General features: G+C 72.5%; 20 protein-coding genes. 8 read left to right on the top strand and 12 right to left on the bottom strand.

Going from position 1 to position 19,336, the window contains the following annotated elements:
• The first annotated feature begins 213 nt into the window (after window positions 1–213).
• Complete coding sequence (locus ACWCYO_RS27120) at window positions 214–1,083, top strand: Fpg/Nei family DNA glycosylase (protein ID WP_270148852.1); 870 nt, start codon at window positions 214–216, stop codon at window positions 1,081–1,083.
• 31 nt (window positions 1,084–1,114) lie between these two features.
• On the opposite strand, the gene ACWCYO_RS27115 is transcribed toward ACWCYO_RS27120, so the two are convergent.
• Window positions 1,115–1,972 (bottom strand): SAM-dependent methyltransferase, encoded by an 858-nt coding sequence (locus tag ACWCYO_RS27115; protein WP_449785646.1) that lies wholly within the window; start codon window positions 1,970–1,972, stop codon window positions 1,115–1,117.
• Window positions 1,973–2,178: 206 nt separating this feature from the next.
• On the opposite strand from ACWCYO_RS27115, the gene ACWCYO_RS27110 reads away from it, so the two are divergent.
• The 4 genes from ACWCYO_RS27110 (at window position 2,179) to ACWCYO_RS27095 (ending at window position 6,316) form a co-directional block, all read left to right on the top strand.
• A complete protein-coding gene (locus ACWCYO_RS27110) occupies window positions 2,179–3,090 on the top strand; it encodes a polysaccharide deacetylase family protein (protein ID WP_449785645.1) in 912 nt (303 codons plus the stop codon).
• A 186-nt stretch (window positions 3,091–3,276) separates the two neighbouring features.
• On the top strand, window positions 3,277–3,603 hold the full coding sequence (locus tag ACWCYO_RS27105; protein ID WP_270148856.1) for a hypothetical protein: 327 nt from the start codon (window positions 3,277–3,279) through the stop codon (window positions 3,601–3,603).
• Between the two features lie 149 nt (window positions 3,604–3,752).
• The gene (locus ACWCYO_RS27100; protein ID WP_270148857.1) at window positions 3,753–4,625 is read left to right on the top strand and encodes a sulfurtransferase; all 873 of its coding nucleotides are present in this window, start codon (window positions 3,753–3,755) and stop codon (window positions 4,623–4,625) included.
• Window positions 4,626–4,771: 146 nt separating this feature from the next.
• Window positions 4,772–6,316, top strand: coding sequence for a M1 family metallopeptidase (locus ACWCYO_RS27095; RefSeq protein WP_449785644.1), 1,545 nt, complete (start codon window positions 4,772–4,774; stop codon window positions 6,314–6,316).
• Window positions 6,317–6,420: 104 nt separating this feature from the next.
• Here the strand turns inward: ACWCYO_RS27095 and ACWCYO_RS27090 are convergent, their stop codons facing one another.
• The 4 genes from ACWCYO_RS27090 to ACWCYO_RS27075 form a co-directional block, all read right to left on the bottom strand.
• On the bottom strand, window positions 6,421–7,230 hold the full coding sequence (locus tag ACWCYO_RS27090) for an aminoglycoside N(3)-acetyltransferase (protein WP_449785643.1): 810 nt from the start codon (window positions 7,228–7,230) through the stop codon (window positions 6,421–6,423).
• A gap of 163 nt (window positions 7,231–7,393) precedes the next feature.
• A complete protein-coding gene (locus ACWCYO_RS27085) occupies window positions 7,394–7,930 on the bottom strand; it encodes an N-acetyltransferase family protein (protein WP_449785642.1) in 537 nt (178 codons plus the stop codon).
• The gene (locus ACWCYO_RS27080; protein WP_270148862.1) at window positions 7,927–8,895 is read right to left on the bottom strand and encodes an NAD-dependent epimerase/dehydratase family protein; all 969 of its coding nucleotides are present in this window, start codon (window positions 8,893–8,895) and stop codon (window positions 7,927–7,929) included. The genes ACWCYO_RS27085 and ACWCYO_RS27080 overlap by 4 nt, the downstream gene beginning before the upstream one ends.
• A 52-nt stretch (window positions 8,896–8,947) precedes the next feature.
• Window positions 8,948–10,042 (bottom strand): alkene reductase, encoded by a 1,095-nt coding sequence (locus ACWCYO_RS27075; protein ID WP_270148863.1) that lies wholly within the window; start codon window positions 10,040–10,042, stop codon window positions 8,948–8,950.
• Between the two features lie 406 nt (window positions 10,043–10,448).
• Here ACWCYO_RS27075 and ACWCYO_RS27070 point away from each other — a divergent pair, with 406 nt between their 5' ends.
• Together ACWCYO_RS27070 and ACWCYO_RS27065 are read left to right on the top strand one after the other, a co-directional pair.
• Complete coding sequence (locus ACWCYO_RS27070; protein ID WP_449785641.1) at window positions 10,449–11,765, top strand: MFS transporter; 1,317 nt, start codon at window positions 10,449–10,451, stop codon at window positions 11,763–11,765.
• A 40-nt stretch (window positions 11,766–11,805) separates the two neighbouring features.
• Complete coding sequence (locus ACWCYO_RS27065) at window positions 11,806–12,033, top strand: hypothetical protein (protein ID WP_449785640.1); 228 nt, start codon at window positions 11,806–11,808, stop codon at window positions 12,031–12,033.
• Window positions 12,034–12,081: 48 nt separating this feature from the next.
• Here the strand turns inward: ACWCYO_RS27065 and ACWCYO_RS27060 are convergent, their stop codons facing one another.
• From ACWCYO_RS27060 to ACWCYO_RS27040, 5 genes are all read right to left on the bottom strand, one after another.
• On the bottom strand, window positions 12,082–12,534 hold the full coding sequence (locus ACWCYO_RS27060; protein ID WP_270148867.1) for a protease inhibitor I42 family protein: 453 nt from the start codon (window positions 12,532–12,534) through the stop codon (window positions 12,082–12,084).
• Entirely contained in the window at window positions 12,531–12,902 is a 372-nt protein-coding gene (locus ACWCYO_RS27055) for a hypothetical protein (RefSeq protein WP_270148869.1), read from the bottom strand. Before ACWCYO_RS27055 ends, ACWCYO_RS27060 begins: the two co-directional genes overlap by 4 nt.
• Window positions 12,903–12,951: 49 nt before the next feature.
• Window positions 12,952–14,547 carry a peptidoglycan-binding protein gene (locus ACWCYO_RS27050; RefSeq protein WP_270148871.1) on the bottom strand — a complete coding sequence of 532 codons (1,596 nt, stop codon included), beginning with the start codon at window positions 14,545–14,547 and terminating at the stop codon, window positions 12,952–12,954.
• Window positions 14,544–14,879, bottom strand: coding sequence for a type VII secretion target (locus ACWCYO_RS27045; protein WP_270148873.1), 336 nt, complete (start codon window positions 14,877–14,879; stop codon window positions 14,544–14,546). Before ACWCYO_RS27045 ends, ACWCYO_RS27050 begins: the two co-directional genes overlap by 4 nt.
• A gap of 284 nt (window positions 14,880–15,163) precedes the next feature.
• Window positions 15,164–15,979 carry a class I SAM-dependent methyltransferase gene (locus ACWCYO_RS27040; protein WP_270148875.1) on the bottom strand — a complete coding sequence of 272 codons (816 nt, stop codon included), beginning with the start codon at window positions 15,977–15,979 and terminating at the stop codon, window positions 15,164–15,166.
• A 246-nt stretch (window positions 15,980–16,225) separates the two neighbouring features.
• Between ACWCYO_RS27040 and ACWCYO_RS27035 the strand changes: the two genes are divergently transcribed.
• Window positions 16,226–16,735 (top strand): DinB family protein, encoded by a 510-nt coding sequence (locus tag ACWCYO_RS27035; RefSeq protein ID WP_449785639.1) that lies wholly within the window; start codon window positions 16,226–16,228, stop codon window positions 16,733–16,735.
• A 24-nt stretch (window positions 16,736–16,759) separates the two neighbouring features.
• Here the strand turns inward: ACWCYO_RS27035 and ACWCYO_RS27030 are convergent, their stop codons facing one another.
• Together ACWCYO_RS27030 and ACWCYO_RS27025 are read right to left on the bottom strand one after the other, a co-directional pair.
• Window positions 16,760–17,248, bottom strand: coding sequence for a hypothetical protein (locus ACWCYO_RS27030; protein WP_270148879.1), 489 nt, complete (start codon window positions 17,246–17,248; stop codon window positions 16,760–16,762).
• Between the two features lie 273 nt (window positions 17,249–17,521).
• Complete coding sequence (locus ACWCYO_RS27025; protein WP_449785638.1) at window positions 17,522–19,147, bottom strand: CehA/McbA family metallohydrolase; 1,626 nt, start codon at window positions 19,145–19,147, stop codon at window positions 17,522–17,524.
• Window positions 19,148–19,336: the final 189 nt, after the last annotated feature.

The raw sequence follows: 19,336 nt of genomic DNA, 5'->3' as shown, positions 1-19,336 counted from the left end.
GTTGGGCGCCGTTGGCAGTCTGAAAATCACCCGCAACGCCCCTCTCCGGGCCACCCCCTCCACCGCCCCTCCCGCAGCGCGTCCCTCTCGCCTGGGGGAGTTGTGTGTGGGGGGAGGAGGTGGGTGTGGGCGCGTGGGGCGTTGCCCGCGTGGTCATGAGGGGCGGGGGTGTGGGCGGTCGCGGGCGGGGTGGGGGTGGGGGAGACTGGGCGCATGCCGGAGCTGCCCGAGGTCGAGGCGTTGAGTGCCTTCCTGTCCGAGCGGTTGACCGGGCGGGTGATCGCCCGGGTGCAGCCGGTGGCGATCAGTGCGCTGAAGACGTACGACCCGCCGGTGACGGCGTTGGAGGGGCGGACGGTCGGGTCGGTGACGCGGCGCGGGAAGTTCCTGGATGTAGAGGCGGGTGGGCTGCACCTGGTCGTCCACCTGGCCCGGGCCGGGTGGCTGCGGTGGAAGGACAGCCTGCCCGTCGAGCCGGCCCGGCCGGGCTCGAAGAATCCGTTGGCGCTGCGGCTGCGGCTCGTGGGTGAGGCCGGGGACGGGTTCGAACTGACCGAGGCGGGGACGAAGAAGGGCCTTGCCGTCTACGTGGTGCGGGACCCGGTGGAGGTGCCCGGCGTGGCCGGGCTCGGGCCGGATCCGTTGGATCCGGCGTTCACGCTGGAGGCCTTCGCTGGTCTGCTGCTGGGCGACCGCCGTCGGCTCAAGGGTGTGCTGCGGGACCAGAGCGTGCTGGCGGGGGTGGGCAACGCCTACTCGGACGAGGTGCTGCACGCGGCCCGGATGTCGCCGTACAAGCTGGCGTCCAGCCTGACCGAGGAGGAGACGGAACGGCTGTACGAGGCGCTCGGCGGCACGCTGCGGGAGGCGGTGGAGCGTTCGCGTGGGCTGGCGGCGGGGGAGTTGAAGGCGGAGAAGAAGGTCGGGCTGCGGGTGCACGGGCGGACCGGCCAGCCCTGCCCGGTCTGCGGGGACACCGTGCGCGAGGTGTCCTTCGCGGACTCCTCGCTGCAGTACTGCCCGACCTGCCAGACCGGGGGCAAGCCGCTGGCGGACCGGCGGTTGTCGCGGCTGCTGAAGTGACGGCGCGGCCGGCCCGCCCGGTGGTGTGGTGTCAGCGCTTGATGGCGACGCCGCCCCAGTAGTACGCCGCCTTCGGGTCGGCCGGCGGCTCGCCGTCCGGGCGCCAGGCCAGCACCGGGGCGACGCCCGGCTCGACCAGCTCCCAGCCGTCGAAGAAGCGGAGCACGTCGTCGTAGCCGCGCGGCACCAGGGTCATCCCGCCGGCCCGGGCGGCCTCGGCGACCTTGCCGACCGCCTCCGGGTCGAAGTCCGGGGTGGGGGTGGTGAGGGCGAGGCAGCTGCCGACGGGCAGGGCGTCGCGCAGCGCGGCGACCCGGCCCCACGGGTCGTCCTCGTCGGCGATCAGCATCAGTACGGCGATCATCAGCAGGCCGACCGGCTGGGTGAGGTCCAGCGTGGAGGTGAGCGCCGGTTCGGCGAACAGTTCCTCGGGCCTGCGCAGGTCGGCGTGGATGTAGGTGGTGCGGCTGGCCGGGCTGGAGACCATCAGGGCGCGGGCGTGGGCGAGCACGATCGGGTCGTTGTCGACGTATACCACCCGGGTGCCGGGGCTGACCGCCTCGGCGATCTCGTGGGTGTTGGGAGAGGTGGGGATCCCGGTGCCGAGGTCGAGGAACTGGCGGATTCCGTGCTCCCGGGCGAGGTAGCGGACGGCCCGGCCCTGGAAGGCGCGGTTGGCCTTGGCCATCTCCTTGACGCTGGGCACGGCCTCCTCGATGGCCTGTCCCATGGCGCGGTCCGGCGGGAAGTTGGTCTTGCCGCCCAGCCAGTAGTCGTAGACGCGCGCAGAGTGCGGGGCGGTGGTGTCGACGCCGAAACGTTCCCACTGGCTCACCTCGGCGTCGTCGTCCTGCGGGCCCTGCTGGGGGAAGTCCTGACTTGTCGTCATGGCCACGTCCTCTGATGGCAGATCATCACACTGGGGAAGGCACAGCGTAGCGGTCCTGAGAGGAACCGGAGCGTCCGGTCGGGGAGGATCCGTCGACGGCCCGGGGGTGGCGGGGTCGGGGCGCTTTGTGGGCCGTCGGAGTGGTGATCGGGTCCGTCGGAGTTGCCCTCGGGGAAGGGCGATGAGCGGCGGGGCAAGCATTCAGAATGCTGTCTGATCGTCAGATTAAGTCTCCGGTGGCCTCCCGGGTCACTTCGCGTAGGCTGCTGCTGGTCGCGGCCGGGATGTCGCTGCTCGGCGCGGCCGCCGGCTGCAAGAGCCCCTGGAGCGGGGACGGGTCCTCCTCGACGAATCCGGACGCCGCGGCGGGAGCGCCCGAGGTGCTGGTCCCCGCGGACGGGGCGGCGTCGCCGTCCGCGAGCGCTTCGTCCCCGGTGCCCTCCCCGGCGCCGCCGTCCGCCTCCGTCACCCCGTGGGCCGACGCGTCGGGCGTGCAGCCCGTCCGCAAGGCGCTCAGCGACGCCGAGAGCAAGCCGGTGTACGAGCTGGACCCGGCCCAGCGGGTGGTGGCGCTCACCATCGACGACGGGCCGGACCCCAAGTACACGCCCGCCGTGCTGGACCTGCTCCAGCAGCACGGGATCCGGGCGACCTTCTTCCTGATCGGCGAGAACGCCGTCGAGCACCCGGCCCTGGTGAAGGAGATCGCGGACCGCGGTCACCACATCGCCAACCACACCTGGACCCACCCCGACCTGCGGCACATGTCGGAGAGCGCGGTGCGGGACGAGCTGGAGCGCACCTCCGACCTGCTGCAGCGGACCGCCGGTCGGCTGCCCACCTGGTTCCGGGCCCCCGGCGGGGACTGGTCGCCGGTGTCGCTGAAGGTGGCCGCCGACCTCGGGCTGCGGAACATGGCCTGGTCGGTGGACCCGAGGGACTGGGCCCGTCCGGGGACCTCGGCGATCACCGAGCGGATCCTCAAGGACGTCCGGCCCGGGTCGATCGTGCTCAACCACGACGGCGGCGGGGACCGCTCGCAGACGGTGGCGGCGCTGAAGCTGTACCTGCCGGCGCTGATCGACTCCGGGTACTACTTCACGGCGCCGCCGAACTGAAATGCGAATGTCCGGTATCGGGAATCGGAAAGCTGGGCATATGCCGGTCGGATGGGTAGCGGCTGCGGCGGCTAAACCGCCCGATCGAGTGGATTTGGAGAACCGTTTCTGTGGATTTTGGGCCTCTAGGGTGATCTCGCACCAATTCCTCAGGTACTCCGAGTACCGCCTGAAAGGCCCCTTCCCATGCGTCTCCGCAATGCCGTGCTCTCCGTCGCCAGCGCCGTCGCCCTCGTCCTCGCCGTTCCGATGTCGGCCAACGCCGCCACCGGCGATTTCCTCTACAAGGTCGGCCCGGGCGTCCCGGCCGGGATCGCCGACCCGGAGAGCCGCAAGTGCATCAACCTTTTCGGCGCGACCGAGATGGACCCGGCTTTCGCGCCGGAGAACTTCACCGGGTCCACGGCGACGGTCTTCCTGGACTTCGACTGCAAGGGTGACGTCTTTTACGTGATGAACCCCGGCAAGAAGCTCGGCGACCGGCTGAAGCTGCGCTCGGTGATCTTCTCCTGAGCGGCGCGGACCGCGGGGTGGCCCGGGCCGGACGGTCGGCGTAGCTTCGAACTGTCCGGCCCGGTCGCCGGTGCCCCGTCGTGCCCTTGCGGTCTGCCTGTGCCCGTGGTCGGGCGTCGCAGCCTGGGCAGAGCGAAGGAGGGCCTGGGATGACCGGCAACGGCTACGCACACCCCGAGGTGCTGGTCCGCACCGACTGGCTGGCCCACCACCTGGACGACGGGACGATCCGGGTCGTCGAGGTCGACGAGGACACCACCGCCTACGACCGGGACCACATCCCCGGCGCGGTCGGCTGGAACTGGACCACCGACCTGCACAGCCAGGTCGGCCGTGACTACGCGGACCGCGAGGGCGTCCAGCACCTGCTGCGGGCGGCCGGGGTGGAGGACGACACCACCGTGGTGCTGTACGGCGGCAACAACAACTGGTTCGCCGCGTACGCGTACTGGCTGCTGCGGCTGCGCGGCTTCGGGCCGGTGAAGCTGCTGGACGGCGGGCGCAAGAAGTGGGAGCTGGAGGGGCGGGAGCTTACCCACGAGGTGATGGACTACCAGCACACCACCTACCGGCTGACCGGCCCGGAACGGCCGGAGCTGCGGGCGCTGCGGGACGAGGTGCTGGCCAAGGCGGAGGTGTTCGCCAAGCCCGGCGCGGACGCGGTGCTGGTGGACGTCCGCTCCCCGGCGGAGTTCCGGGGTGAACTGATCGCGCCACCGAACCTGCCGCAGGAGCAGGCCCAGGTGCCGGGGCACATCCCGGGCGCGGTCAACGTGCCCTGGTCGCAGGCGGCCAACGACGACGGCTCGTTCCGCTCGGCGGAGGAGCTGCGGGCGCTGTACGGGGGCAAGGGCGTCGAGGCGGAGCGCGAGGTGATCGCCTACTGCCGGATCGGCGAGCGGTCCGCGCACACCTGGTTCGCGCTCACCGAGCTGCTGGGGTACCCGCACGTGAAGAACTACGACGGCTCGTGGACGGAGTACGGCTCGCTGGTGCGGGCGCCGGTGGCGCTCGGGGGGTGAGGCGGCGGCAGTGAGGTCCGGTTCGGCCGACCGCATCATTTCGGCTTGTTTCTTTGCATGAACATCTCATAATCGGCGCGTGGAACCGGAGCCACCGGGACAAGGATCGATCCGACCCATCGTTCCGGTGATCCTGGAGGACCACGTTGCGCAAGAGGCTGATCGTCTCTGCTGCCAGTGCCCTGAGCATCTTCCTGGCCGTCCCCGCCTCGGCCGCCGACTTCCAACCCGGCGCGGCCGGGGTCGGCGATCCCTACTACCCGACCTACGGCAACGGCGGATACCGCGTCTCCCACTACGACATCCGGCTGAAGTACCAGCCCGCCACCGACGAACTGGAGGGCACCACCACCATCCTCGCCACGGCGACCCAGGACCTCTCCCGGTTCAACCTCGACTTCGCGCTGAACGTCTCCGAGGTGCGGGTCAACGGGCGGCCCGCGACCTTCGCCACCAGCGGCGAGCAGGAACTGGAGGTCACCCCGGCCCGGCCGCTGGCCAAGGGCAGCCAGGCCACCGTGGTGGTCCGCTACAAGGGCGTGCCGTCCACCGTGAAGAAGTACGGCTTCACCGCCTGGTTGCGCACCCCGGACGGCGCGGTGGCGGCGGGCGAGCCCGAGTCGGCCTGGTGGTGGTTCCCGAGCAACGACCACCCGAGCGACAAGGCCACCTTCGACGTCTCGGTGCAGGTGCCGGACGGCAACCAGGTGATCAGCAACGGCATCCTGACCGGTACCACCTCGCAGGCCGGCTGGACCCGCTACAGCTGGCGCGAGAACAAGCCCCAGGCGACCTACCTGGCCACGCTCGCGGTCGGCAAGTTCGACATCAGCACCGACACCACGGCCAACGGGCTGCCGGTCTACAACGCGTACAGCAAGGGCCTCGGCGACAACGCGGACGCGGCGCGGGCCAGCGTCGAGCGCACCGGTGAGCTGGTGGACTGGCTGAGCGGCTACTTCGGCGACTACCCGTTCAGCTCGGTCGGCGGCTACGTCCCGAACGTCCCGACCGGCTTCGCCCTGGAGACCCAGACCCGGGTCTTCTACAGCCCCCGGCAGTTCGCGAAGGGCGCCAACACCTCGGTGGTCGTGCACGAGCTGGCCCACCAGTGGTACGGCGACAGCGTCTCGCTCTCGCGCTGGAGCGACATCTGGCTCAACGAGGGCTTCGCCCGGTACGCGCAGTTCCTCTGGTCCGAGCACGAGAACGAGGGCACCGCGCAGGAGCTGGCCGACTACGTCTACGCCTCGCACCCGGCCGACGACGCGTTCTGGACCGTCAAGCCGGGCGATCCGGGCGCGGACAACCAGTTCGCGACCGCCGTCTACGACCGGGGCGCGGTGGCCATCCAGGCGCTGCGCAACGCCGTCGGCGACGAGAAGTTCTTCCGGATCCTCAAGGGCTGGCCCACCGAGCGCCGGTACGGCAACGCGACCATCCCGGAGTTCCAGGCGTACGCGGAGAAGGTGTCCGGGCAGAAGCTCGGGGACCTCTTCAACACCTGGCTGTTCACCGCCGCCAAGCCGGCCGTCGGGCCGGTGGCGCCGGGGGCCGCGGCGCCGGCCACGGCCTCGCTGGCGCCGGGTGCGCGGGCGGACGCGGACCGGGGCGACGGGCAGCTGCCGGTGGAGCCCAAGTCCTGGAAGAAGATCCAGGAGAGCAACTCCGTGCACGACGAGGCGCATTGACGTCTCGCTGGTGACCGGTGGTCAGGTGACCTGGTGTGACGGGCGTGGTCCGGTCGGCCGTCCGGGACGGGTGGTTTCCGTCCCGGGACGGGCGGTCGGCCGGGCTACGCCGCTCCGGAGCCGTCGGCCGCGAGCAGTTCGGTCAGGCGGCGGACGGCGAAGGGTATGAGTTCGCGGACCGGGATCAGCCGGCAGGGCGCGTTGCCGACCAGCACCTCCCGGATGCCCACCAGCACCTCGAACTCCCGCCCCACGAGCGGGAAATGGGTGTCGTCGTCGTTGCCCACGTCGGGCGCCTCGAGCCAGACCCGCTCGCCCTCGATCGCCAGCGGGAAGCGGCGGAGCTTGAGCCGGCGGTTGGGCGCGAAGGTCTCGGCGTAGTGCAGGAAGGTGTTGCGGTTGTGCCCGACCCCGATCAGCAGCACGTACCCGCCGAGGTCGTGCAGCGCGCCGAACGGCGACTCCCGGCCGACGGCCCAGCCGAACGAGCGACGGGCGGTCACCTCCCGGGCGTGCGCTCCGACGGCGGCGACCGAGGCCTGCGGGTGGGTACTGCGCAGGCTCTCCGGCAGGGCGCGCAGCGCCTCGGCTATCGCGCCCATGGGGGACGGCAGCTCGGGGTGGAACAGCGGGACGGCGGCTCGCAGTTCGGCGATCTCGGGGGTGGGCAGGCCGGCGTGGTCCGGCGCCGGGTCGCAGACCGTGCCGGTGGTGAAGGTGGGCACCACGACCGTGCCGCCCGGCCCGACGGCCTCGCGCAGGCTGGCCACCACGGCCTCCGCCCCGCCCTCGACCCGGCCGAGGCTGGAGAGTGAGGAGTGCACCATCAGCGCCATGTCCGGTCGGACGCCGACCCGGCGCCAGCCGTCCACGAGGTCGGCGGTGGTGAGCGGGCTGGTGCCCGGAGTGGTCATGGTCCCCCCTGGTGGTGGCGCGGTGCTCGCGGTGGCGCGCGGTGTTCGGGCGTGGGTGTGCGGTCGGGCGTGCCGGTGCGGATTCGTACCGGTGTGGCGCGATTGTTCGAGCCCGACCCTAGCGGGTGGCTCTGACAATCGATCAGGGGACGGCTCCCCGTCGTCAGTCCACCACCGGGCTGCGGCGTTCGACCATGACCACGTCGCGCCAGCGGCCGTCCAGTCGGCCGATCCGCTCGCGGGTGCCGACCACCCGGAAGCCCGTGCGCTGGTGGAGGGCGAGGCTGGCGGTGTTCTCCGGGAAGATGCCGGACTGCACGGTCCAGATCCCGGCGGCGTCGGTGGACGCGAGCAGGGCCGCCAGCAGGGCCCGCCCGACGCCCCTGCCCTGAGCCGAGGAGTCGACGTAGACGGAGTGCTCGACCACGCCGGCGTAGGCGTCGCGGGCGGAGACCCGCGAGACGGCGGCCCAGCCGAGGACGCGGTCGTCGTTCGTCGTGTCGGCGTCGAGGGCTACCAGGCGGTGCTCGGGGAGCTTGGCGGCGTCGAAGGCGTCCCAACTGGGGGCGCTGGTCTCGAAGGTGGCGTTGCCGGCGTCGATGCCCTCCTGGAAGATCGCCAGGACGGCGGCGGCGTGTTCGGGGCGCATCGGGGCGATCCGCGGGCCGGAGGCCGGTGTGATCGTCTGGTCGGTGGTCATCGGGCGCCCGCCTCGGCCAGGACCAGGGCCTCCTGCTCGGGTGTGAAGCCGTGGCCGAGCGGCGGTTCGCCGCGGCCGCGGTCCCAGGCGAGGACGTCGGCGGCGGTGACCTCGAGCGGGGTGGCGGGCAGCCCGGCCGCGCGGGCCCGGGCCGGGTCGCGCTGCTGGCCGGGCCAGAGCCGTTCTTCCCGGACCAGGGGGAAGAAGGGCGGCGGGGCGGTCTCCGGCGGGACGGGGACGATCTCGATCTCGGTGCCCGCGACCTCGGCGCAGGTGGTGATCAGCCCGCCCAGGGTGGTCGGTTCGGCCGGGCCGACGGCGTGGAAGGCGCCCGGCCGGTCGTCCTCGATCAGTCGCAGCACCAGCCGGGCCAGGTCGCGCGAGTCGACCACCTGGACCGGCTGTTCGGGGCGTCCGGGCAGCGCGATCCGGCCGCCGCGCGCCGCCCGGCGCGCCCAGTAGGTCAGCCCCCGGTCCTGGTCGTACGGACCGGCCACCTTGCCCGGGCGCACGATCGTCGCCCGGTCGCCGTAGCGGGCGGTGACGTCCTGCTCGCAGGCGACCTTGAGCCGGCCGTAGGTCGCCTCGGTCAGCTGCTCGGCGTCCCGCAGCGGCTCGCGGAGCGGGACGGACTCGTCCGAGAAGGGGGCGAGTCCGTCCCGTCGGTAGACCGCGTGGCTGGAGACGAAGAGGTAGCGGCCGACCCGGTCGCCGAGGGCGGCCATCGCCTGGCCGACCTGGCGGGGGCGGAAGCCGCTGACGTCCACCACCGCGTCCCACTCGCCCTCGCGCAGGGCGGTGTGGTCGCCGGTGTCGCGGTCGCCGATGAGGTGGTGGGCCTCGGGGAAGAGGCCGGGGTTCGTCCTGCCGCGGTTGAAGAGGGTGACCTCAGCGCCGTTGTGCAGGGCGTCGGCGGCGATCGCGCGGCCGACGAAGGAGGTACCGCCGAGTACGAGGATCCGCATGGACTCCAGGCTATTGCCGGATGTCAATGGGTCTGGCCGGAGACGGTTCCGGTCAGATCCGGTGCGAGAGCTTCGGGTAGTCGGTGTAGCCGGTGGCCTCCTGGCCGTAGAGGTGGGTCTCGTCGACGGGGGTGAGCGGGGCGCCGGCGGCGAATCGTTCCGGCAGGTCCGGGTTGGCGATGAAGGCGCGGCCGTAGGAGACCAGGTCGGCGAGTCCGGCGGAGAGCACCGCCTCGCCCTGCTCGCGGTCGGTGGCGTCGCGGTTCTCCCCGACGTTGGCGATCAGCGGGCCGGACCAGCGGGGGCGCAGGTCGGCCAGCGCCGGGTAGTCGTCGTTGTCGGTGAGGTGGAGGTAGGCCAGGCCGAGGCCGTCGAGCTCGGCCAGCAGGGCCCGGTAGACCGGCGCCGGGTCGGCCTCGTACATGCCGAACTGCGGGTTGCCGGGGGAGAGTCGCAGACCGAGGCGGTGCGGGCCGATGGCCTCTGCGACGGCGGTGACCAGCTCGATCGGGAAGCGGAGCCGGTTCTCGAGGGTACCGGGGCCGTACTCGTCGGTGCGCAGGTTGGTGTTGTCGGCGAGGAACTGGTGGATCAGGTAGGAGTTGGCGCCGTGCAGCTCCACGGCGTCGAAGCCCGCGGCGAGGGCGTTGTGGGCGGCGGTGACGTGGTCGGCGATGGTCCGGTGGATCTCGGCGCGGGTCATCTCGCGGGGGACGACGGCCTCGGCCTTGCCGCCGTCCCGGACGTGCACCGGGCTCGGGGCGGGGACGGCGGAGGGGCCGGCCGGGACGTCACCGAGCAGTCGGTTCAGTGGGTGGCCCTGGCGGCCGCCGTGCATCAGCTGGGCGACGATCCGCCCGCCCGCCGCGTGCACCGCCTCGGTGACGGTGCGCCAGCCGGCCACGTGCGCGGGCGTCTCCAGGCCGGGCAGGCGCCAGCCGGACTGCCCCTCCCGGCTGGGCCAGATGCCCTCGGTGACGATCAGTCCGGCACTCGCGCGCTGGGCGTAGTACTCGGCGACGAGGGGCAGCGGCGTACCGTCCTCGGCGGCCCGGTAGCGCGTCATCGGGGCCATCACGACGCGGTTGGGCAGGTCGAACTCGCCGAGGCGGTACGGGCTGAGCAGGGATTCGGTGGTGGTGGTCATGCCGGTACGGTAGAACCTGACACCAATGTCAGGTTCAACCGGCGGTCCGGCCGACCCGGTCGGCGCGGGCGGCCTCGGTGAGGGATCAACTCCTCGATGCCGTAGAGGAATTCCTCTTTCGCGGGGCGCGGGAGCGCGGCCGGGTCGGCGGTCATGGTCAGGCTCAGTGCCTCGGGGGACTGCAGGGCGTCCAGGGCGTAGGTCAGGCCGGGGCGCGGCTCGAACTCGACCGGCCGGCTGAGGGTGGTGCCGTCGTCGGCCCGACCCGGGGCGGCCGGGAGCCCGGGCGTCGAGGGGCGTCGAGGGGCGCTAAGGGGTGTGCGGAGGCGGGGGTTCCGAAGCTATCTCGACATGAAGTATCTTGATGTCGAGATTGATGGTGGACGTGAAACGAGGGCGTGTTGTCATGCGGGGGAACGGACTGTGGGCGCAGCTGCGGCAGCCACCGGGTGGGCCGGACGCGCGGATCATGCTGCTCGCGCAGGGCGTGGACCGGACCGGCAGCGGGGTGTGGGCGGCGGCCTCGGTGCTGTACTTCACCTACGTGTGCGGGATGGGCGCCGGACGGCTCGGGCTGCTGCTCGGCGTGGGCGCCGTGGCCGGGATCATCGGTTCGCCGCTGGCCGGGCGGGCGGCCGAGCGGCTGCCGCTGCGCGGGCTGCTGATCGGCTGCCACCTGCTGCGGGTGGCCACCATGGGCCTGTTGCTGGTGGTCGACCACTTCGCCGCGCTGCTGCTGTCGGTCGCCCTGACCTGTCTGGCCGAGCGAGGGGCCAAGACCCTGGAGATGCTGTTCGCCACCCGGGTCGCGGGCGAGCGCCGCGCCACCTACCAGGCGCTGTTCCGCAGTGTGGCCAACGGCGGGTACGCCGTCGGGACGGGCTTCGCGGCGATCGGTCTGGCGGTGGGGAGCACGACCGCCTACCGGGCGCTGATCGTGGCCAACGCGCTCTCCTACCTGCTGGCCGCCCTGCTGATCCGGCGCACCACGGAGCCGGCCGGCCGCGGACTGGTGGCGACGCCGCCGGCGCAGCCGTCCGCTCAGCCCTCCTCTCAGCCCTCCGGGGTCGAGGGCGGCCCCGAGGCCGTACCGAGCCCCTGGCGCGACCGCGGCTACCTGCTGTTCGTCCTGCTGGACCTGCCGATGTGCCTGGACGACTCCGTCCTCAACGTCGGGCTGCCGCTGTGGCTGATCCACCACACCGATGCGCCGCACGCCGTCGTCCCGGCCTTCCTGACCCTCAACACCGTGCTGGTGGTGGTGCTGCAACTGCGCGTCTCGGCTTGGGCCGAGAACCCGCGCGGGGCGACCACGGCGGTCGGCTGGTACGGGGTGACCCTGCTCGCGAGCTGCCTGCTGATCGCGCTCTCGACCGGCGGCGGCCCGCTGACCGCCTCGCTCGCCCTGCTGGCCGCCGCGGCCCTGGTCACCCTCGCGGAGCTGATGCGCTCGGTGAGCTCCTGGGAGCTGGCGGTCAGCCTGGCACCACCGCGCGCCAAGGCCTCCTACCTGGGCGTGGCGGGGATGTCCCAGTCGGTGCAGAAGTCGGTGGGGCCGATGCTGCTGACCGGCGTGGTGATGGCAGCCGGCCCGGTCGGCTGGCTGGCGCTCGGCGCGGCGTCCACCGGCCTGGCCGCGGTGCAGCGCCGGGCGAGCCTGCGCCGGCTCGCGGCGCTTGAGGCGTCGGCGGCGGCTGGGGTGGCTGTGACGGTGGTCGGCTGAGGAGTGGGGGTGCCTGGCGTCGCCGAGGCCGCCCCGGGCCATGAGTTCACCGGACGTCGCACCCGTCCCCGACGACCGGTGGTTCGTCGGCCTGCGCGAGGCCCGTCGGCTGCTGCGCGAAACGGCCCTCGGCGGCGACATCACCGACTTCGTCGCCGAACAGACCGTCAACTGCACCGGTGATTTGGGGAAGCGGGCGCTGCGGCGACGAGGTGCTCCCGTCGTCGACTGCCTCCACCGCCTGCGGGAGCGCTACGCCCGGCCGTAGGCGGTGGAGGTGGCGGCAGTCGTACTCACTCCGTGGCGGCCCCGGTGTTCAGCCCACCTCGACGGTGTAGTGCCGCTCGCCCTGGTCCGAGCCGCCCGCGCCGCCGGTGTGGTTGGGGTTGCGCAGGGTGATGGTCGCCCGGCCGGACTTGGGGCCGGCCCGGAAGACGAAGTAGTAGCGGCCGCCGGAGCCGGCCGAACCGGTGGCGCCGACCAGGTCCTTGAGGCCGAAGTTCTTGACGTACTCGTCGCCCACGGTCTGGACCACGGCCGGGTCGGGAGCCGGGGCGGCCACGCTCCAGACCTGGCCGGTCACCCGGTGGGCGCTGACCTCCACGGAGAACAACTCGCCCGGTTTGACGGCCAGTTCACCGGAGTCGGCGGAGAACACCGTGCCGTGTTCGAGTTTGCCGGTGGTCATCCGGTGGACCACCACCGCCCCCACCACGCCCGCGACGGCCAGCAGCGCGAGCGCCGCGATCAGGATCCGACGCCAGTTCACGCGCTCGCCTCCCGGTGGGTGACCCGCAGTGCCAGCACGGCGGCGACCGCGTCCAGCCAGCGGGCGACCAGGAGGTCCCCGGTGGCGTCCCCGGCGACCATTGCGGCCGCCTCCAGCCAGCCGCGCGCCACCGCCGCCGCCGGGCCGGGCAGCGGCTCGGGCAGGCCGGCCGCGAAGCGGGTGCCGCCGGAGCGGACCACCTCGCCCAGGAAGACCAGGGCGCGCGGCATGACGCCGAGCCGGTCGACGGTGATCGCGGCGGCCACCGCGCCGTCGCCGAACAGCGTCGAGCGGTGCGGCCCCGCGGCGGGCAGGCCGAAGCGCAGCAGGACCTCGACGTCCAGCTCGGCCAGGCGGGCGTCGCTCATCGACTGCGGAGTCGGTCGGGGGGAAGTGCTCACGTGCTCACCCGGGGCCTCACTGGGGCATCTGGACGTGGTCGGCGATCGGCATGTTGCCGCCCTGCGCCGCGCCCTCCATGTGGTTGTTGACGAAGTCGTTCTCGCTCACCCAGACGGTGTATCCCCAGGGATTGTAGATCTCCAGCTGGTCGCCGCGGTGGCCGATGATCATCATCTGGTGGCCGTCCGGACGGAACCAGGTGTCCTCCTTGACCCCGATCGGCACCGGCTTGCCCTGGTCCACCGCCGACTCGACCTGGGCCAGCACGTCCCTGCGCTGCTCCGGGCCCTCCAGGTCGACGGTGTGGTAGCCCGCCCCGGTGTGCTTGCCGATCTCGTCGTTGGCGGCGTCCTTGGACTCGCCGTCGCTCATTCCGTCCTGCCACTCGTTCCACCAGTTCTTGGTGTCGTAGACGCGGTCGGTTTCCTTGAGCCAACGGTCGTACGCGGCCTGGCCGTTGTCGTACTTCGGGTCACCGGGGTGACCCCCGGTGGTGAGCTGCAGCGAGTAGAGCGGGTCGACCATCGCCCGGGCGGTGACGGTCGAGGCGGCCACGCAGGTCGGCTTGTCGCCCTGGTTCCACGCCACGCCCTGGTAGGCGGTGTTCGACTGGTTGGTGGAGGAGGAGTCGATCTGCACCGGCGAGAGGCGCTGGGCCAGCCAGGCCGGGTCGTCGCCGTGCCCGTGGATCTGGTCGTCGAAGGCCTTGATCTCGTCGTAACTGTGCCCGGCCGCCAGCGCCTTCATCAGGTAGGCGCGCTCCTCGGGGGACTTGCTGCCGGCCAGCAGCTGGTCGAAGCGGGCCCGGTCGGCGTCGCTCATCTTGTCCATGAACTGGCCGGCCCGGGTCACGTCGTTGGCCGTGAGGATGGCGCCGAACTGGTCGCTGCCGGCGACCTCCGCGTCCGCGACGACCAGCTTGTCGGCGGCGCCGAGGCCCTTGTTCTTGAAGCGGGCGGCCAGCGCCTTGTCCGCCAGCGCGTGCAGCTCCCGGGCGGCGGCCCGGCCGGCCTCCTCGGCCTTCACCGCGGCGTCGTAGATCGACTTGATGCCCTCCTTCGCCCTGGCGTGGGCGCGGTGCATCTTGTCGTCGTCCCAGTGGACCAGGTCCGGCCCGTCGCTGAAGGTGATGTCGTGCAGCAGCTTCAGCGCCTCGGTCAGCGGTGCGTGGCCCTGCCCGTGCAGGGACTGCGCCCCGCTGAGCGCGGAGGCCAGCGCCTTGAGCTGGTCCCGGCCCTTGCCCAGGATCTCGTGGCAGCGCCCGAGGTCGTCGGCGGAGGCCTTGACCACCTCGGCGGCCTTCTCCCCGACCTGCCCGGTCCAGGCGTCCGGCAGGTGCTGGGCGCCCACCCGCGCCACCTTCATCTGGACCGTGTCCAGTTGGGAGACGGCGGTGTTGTAGGCGGCGGCGAGCTCGCCGAGCTTGCCCGGGTCGCCCTTGGGCGCGGGCAGCTGGAGGGCGTCGTGCACCGCGTACTTGAGGTCGCCGGCGCCCCACATGCCGTGGGACTCGTCGATGGTCTTCTTCAGCCCCTCGACCTGCTCCCGAAGGGAGCGCTGCTCGACGCCGAGCGGGTTGAGCGGGTCCATGCCGTGGTCGGGCACCGTCACGCCCCCTGGTGCTGGTACTGGTACTGCTGGCTGACGCCGTGATCGGTGTTGGTGTAGTTGGCCGCGGTGGTGTGCACCTTGCCGCCGAGGTCGTTCAGGGCGTCCACGTTCACGCCCAGTTCGTCCTGCCAGGCCTGCCAGAACGCCTTGGCCGCGTCACTCGCGCCGTACTCGCCGAACGTGTCCTCACCGGACATGCCGAGCTTGCCCAGCGCGTCCTTCACCGAGCCCACGTCCGTACTCGCCGCTATCAGCTGGTCACCAGCGTCCCCGAGCTTGTCCGGGTGGGCACTGAACCCCACCCCGACCCCGCCGTCGTCGCCGCCGCTCATCCGACTCCCCCGATGTCCCGGTCGCCCCCTCCGTGGGGTGGCGGTCAGTATAGGGGCAGTTCTGCCGCCCGATCCGGCCCTGAGCAGCGGCTCTGACAGGTCATCGCACAACCCGCCCGATCTGCGCGGAACGATCACATGACGAGGCCGCCGGATGGTACGAGTGCGGCGCAGGGGTCAACACGCTCCGTGTGTTGTCGCAAGCGTGCTGCCTAGGTGTGGGCGTGGGACTGGGGGAGCGGAAAGGCCCGTGTTCAGGTTCGGCCGGCGCTGACCGTCGGGGGTCAGGCGGCGCGGGTGGCGGTGACGAGGTGGTAGTCGAGGAGGCCGTGGTGCCAGGCGGGGAGGAAGTTGCGGGTCCAGTGGTCGGTGGGGACGGTGTCGGCGAGGTAGCGGTCGAGGCCCGGCCAGACGTCGGAGCCGATGGATTCGGTGGTGACGTCGGTGAAGCCGGCGGCGGTGAGGTCGGTGGTGAAGTCGTCGAGGTGGTGGGCGATATCGAGGCCGTCGGCGAAGCTGGCGAGCAGGATCTTGAGGCGTTCGGTGACGTCGTCGCCGGGGGCGGCGAAGAAGGTGGTGACCACCAGGCGGCCGCCGGGGCGCAGGACGCGGGCCGATTCGCGGGCGAAGCCGGTGAGTTCGCGGAAGTGCTGGGCGGCTTCGACGGAGTACAGGCCGTCCAGGGAGGCGTCGGGGAACGGGAGTTCGTCCGCCGAGCCGATGGTGTAGGTGAGCCGGTCCGGATAGGTGGCCAGGGCGCGGGAGTTGACGGCGCGGGCGCGCTCGATCTGGTCCGGGTGGATGTCGACGCCGGTGACGGAGGCGAAGCGGAACTCCCGCAGCGCGAGGGCCGCCCCGAGCCCACGGCCGCAGCCGACCTCGGCAAGCCGCAGTTGCTCGCGCGGCTCCGGGAAGGCGCGCAGCACCCGCCGGTACAGCTGCTCCTGGCTGCGCACCCGGTCCTCCGGGGTCGGGGCGGTGACGTCGATCCCCTGCCAGTCGCCGAAGTTGATGAACCCGCCTGCGAACGAGGGGGCGGTACTGAGATCGTCGGCGCCGTACGTCCGGCGTACCGTCGGGGGGATGTGGTTGTGGTCCATGGGCCGTCGGGTCTCCTGCTCGGTGGGCGCCCGGCCGTCGGGCGCGCCGAGGTACGTACCCAAACCGGTGGCGGTCCGAACACGGTACGTGACGGGGCCGGTTCGGGGTTGACGGCCGGCGTGGGGATCAAGGACGGGTCGGGTGTTGATCAAGGGGCTGTCGGGCCCCGAAACGCGTTGTCCGGATGGGCCTGCCGTTCGCTACAGTCCGCCGGGAAATTGACGATCGCGAGGAGCAACGACCCGATGAACACCGACAATCGACCCGTACCGTCGCTGACCGGCGGCGAGCGCGAGATGCTGCGCGGCTTCCTGGACTTCCACCGGGCGACCCTCGCCATGAAGTGCGAGGGCCTGACCGACGAGCAGTTGCGGGAGCGCTCCAGCCCGCCGTCCACGCTGAGCCTGCTCGGGCTGGTGCGGCACATGGCGGAAGTGGAGCGCACCTGGTTCCGCCGGGTGATCGACGGGGAGGACGTCCCGCTGGTCTGGTCCGAGGACGGCGACTACCAGGTGGCGTACGACGCGAGCGGGTCCACCCGCGCCGAGGCCTTCGCCGCCTGGCAGGCCGAGGTCGAGCACTCCCGCCGGATCGAACTCGCCGCCCCCTCGCTCGACGTCACCGGCTACCAGCCCCGCTGGCAGGCCGAGGTGTCGCTGCGCCTGGTGATGCTGCACCTGATCCACGAGTACGCCCGGCACAACGGGCACGCCGACTTCCTGCGTGAGGCCATCGACGGGGTGGTGGGGGCGTAGTCCTGCCCCGGGCACCCCGTGCGGTCACCAGCCGAGGAGGTGGGTGCGGGTGGTGAGGGCGGTGAGGACGGACTTGGCGGTGGTGTCGGGGGTGAGGGTGGTGGTGTCGAGCTCGTGCGGGGTGGTGGGGGCCGCGGTGGTGAGGACGACGTAGTGGAGGGCGGCGCCGGTGGTGCGGCTCTCGCGGCGGAAGGTGTCGAGGGAGGACGGGACGTCGGGGCACTCGACGACGACCTGGTAGCCGCCGGTGGCGTAGGCAAAGGCGGCCTGGGCGGCGGCGGCCAGCGCGGTGGCGTTCTGGCGGGCGGCCTCGGGGAGGTGCGGCGGCAGCTGGCCGCTGCGGATGACCTGCAGGAAGTCGTCCGTCCGCAGGTGGACGCTCGGGTGCAGCTCCTGGGCGAGCAACCCGGCGACCGGGCTGTTCCCGGCCCCCGAGGGGTCGACGAGGACGAGGACGCCCCCGGCGCCCCGGCCGCCCCCGAGCTCCGGCCCACCTACGGTCGTACGGTTCACAGCTGCTGATCCCTTCGCGGGCCGGGGACGGACGGGGTCGGTCAGGTTCGGTCGGGTTGGGCGGGGTCGGTCGGGTTCGGACGGGGTCGGTCGGGGTCGGTTCGTACGGACAGCCGGGGCGAGGCGGTGGGAGTGCGAAGGAGCCGGTCGGCCCGGATGCGGACAGCCGACCGCCTCGTCCCTACGACTGATGCGTTTCGGGGATCAACCTAGTCCAAACGGGTGCTCCGAGTCGTCCCCCCTCCCGGTCCGCGGTCGGCTCGGCGGTGGTGCTCAGCGGTCCCCGGTGCGCAGCACGATCGGGTTGGTGAGGGCCGCCATCGGACCCCAGGGGAGGTCCGCGCCCATCGAGTTGCCCTGGCCGGGCGTCCCGTCGGCCTTCGGATGGCGCACCTCGGCCCGGACGTAGGCGGCGAGCGAGGCGGTGGTGCGCCACACCACGGTGCCGGAGCCGGCGGCGGGCAGCGACTCCTGGTGCAGCTGCCCCTCGTCGGTGATCAGGCGGACGGTACCGCCGGGCACGCCGGAGACGGTGAGCCGGACGTCCACCGGGGCGTCCGCCGGGACGGTCAGCTCCTCGCCGATGCCCGCCTGACGGCCGTTGCCGGTGGCGGTGAGGTCGAGCTCGACGACGGCGGACTCGGCCAGCCAGCTGCGTCCGGCGCGCAGCCCGTCGAGGACGGCGTCCCGGGTGAGGTCCTCGGCGAGGACGACGTTGTGCGGGGAGCCGATCACCTGGGGGGCGCTGTGGGCGTCGCTGTTGCCCATGGCGGGCAGCCAGGAGCGGCCGCGGTTTCCGTCGCCGCGGTTTCCGTTGGCGCCGTTTCCGTTGCCGCCGCGCAGGGCGGCGGCGAGCTGGGCGTCCCAGGTGTCGACGGCCGACTCGTCGTCGTACGTCCACGGTCCGTTCCACACCTCGACGGCGTCGGCCTGCTCGTAGCCGAACTTCCACTGGCAGGCGACGTACGGGCAGTACGGGTGCGCGGGCACCACCAGGCCACCGGAGCGGTGGACCTGGCGGACGAAGCGCGGGTACTCCTCGTCGCGGGATCGGTAGCGCCAGTCGACGAACCGGCCGGGCTCTAGGCCCAGGGCCAGCCAGTGGCCGTTGCGGGTGGTGATCTCCTCGCCGGCGATGATCAGCAGGTCGGGGCCGGCCAGCGGGCCCCAGACGGCGTGCGAGGAGCTGGTGTTGTGGTCGGTCGAGACGATGAAGTCCAGGCCGGCCTCCCGGGCTCCGGCGGCCACCTCCTCGGGTAGCCGGTGCCCGTCGGAGTACACGGTGTGCAGGTGGCAGTCGCCCCGGTACCAGGCCCGGCCGCGGCCGCGGGCGCGTTCCGGCGGGTAGTGCGGGCTGAAGTCCGGCCCCGGCTCGCCGAAGCGGAGGGTGACCTGGACGCGGTAGTCCAGGCCCTGCGGGGCGACCTGGTAGGGGCCCAGTGCGATGTGCCAGGTGCCGGGGTTGATCGGGCCGGGGAGGTAGCCGGGGGTCGCGGCGCCGCGGGAGAGGGCGAACTCGCTGCGGAATCCGCCGGACCAGCCGCGGAAGCCGTCCCCGCCGAGGTCGGTGCCGCGCTCGTCGAAGATGCCGATGTCGCAGGAGTTGCCGGGGGTGCCGGCGGGGACCGGGGGCTTGTCGTAGGTGTAGGAGACGGCGATCTCGCGGACGCCGTCGGGGACTTCGAGTGGGAGGTAGACGAAGTCGGGGGCGCCGGTGGGGAGGTGGCCGGTGAGGGTGAGGGTGCGGCTGTCCGGGCCTTGGCCGGGGGTGGCTGATGCCGTGCCGGCGGTGGCGGCCGTGGCGGCGAGGCCGAGGGCGGTGGCGGCGCCGGTGGCGAGGCCGGTGCGGAGCAGGTCGCGGCGGGCGGGGTTCGTCGGGTGTGCGGGGTCGGCGGGCATCGGGGCCTCCGGGCTGGGGTGGGCGGTTCGCCGGCAGGCCTACCCCGGGGGGTGAACCCGGGGTGAGGCGGGGCCCACCGGGGTGGGGCGGGTCGGTGAAGGGGCCCGGGCGGGGGCGGGGGCGAGTTGCGGTGAGTGACGTATGGTCGGCTCACAGTCATGTGGTCGGTGGGTATGGCGAATGGCGAT

The sequence above is a fragment of the Kitasatospora sp. NPDC001683 genome (genome assembly GCF_053596495.1).
Note: the sequence above shows the minus strand (reverse complement) of the source record. Positions and strands in the feature narration are given on the sequence as shown.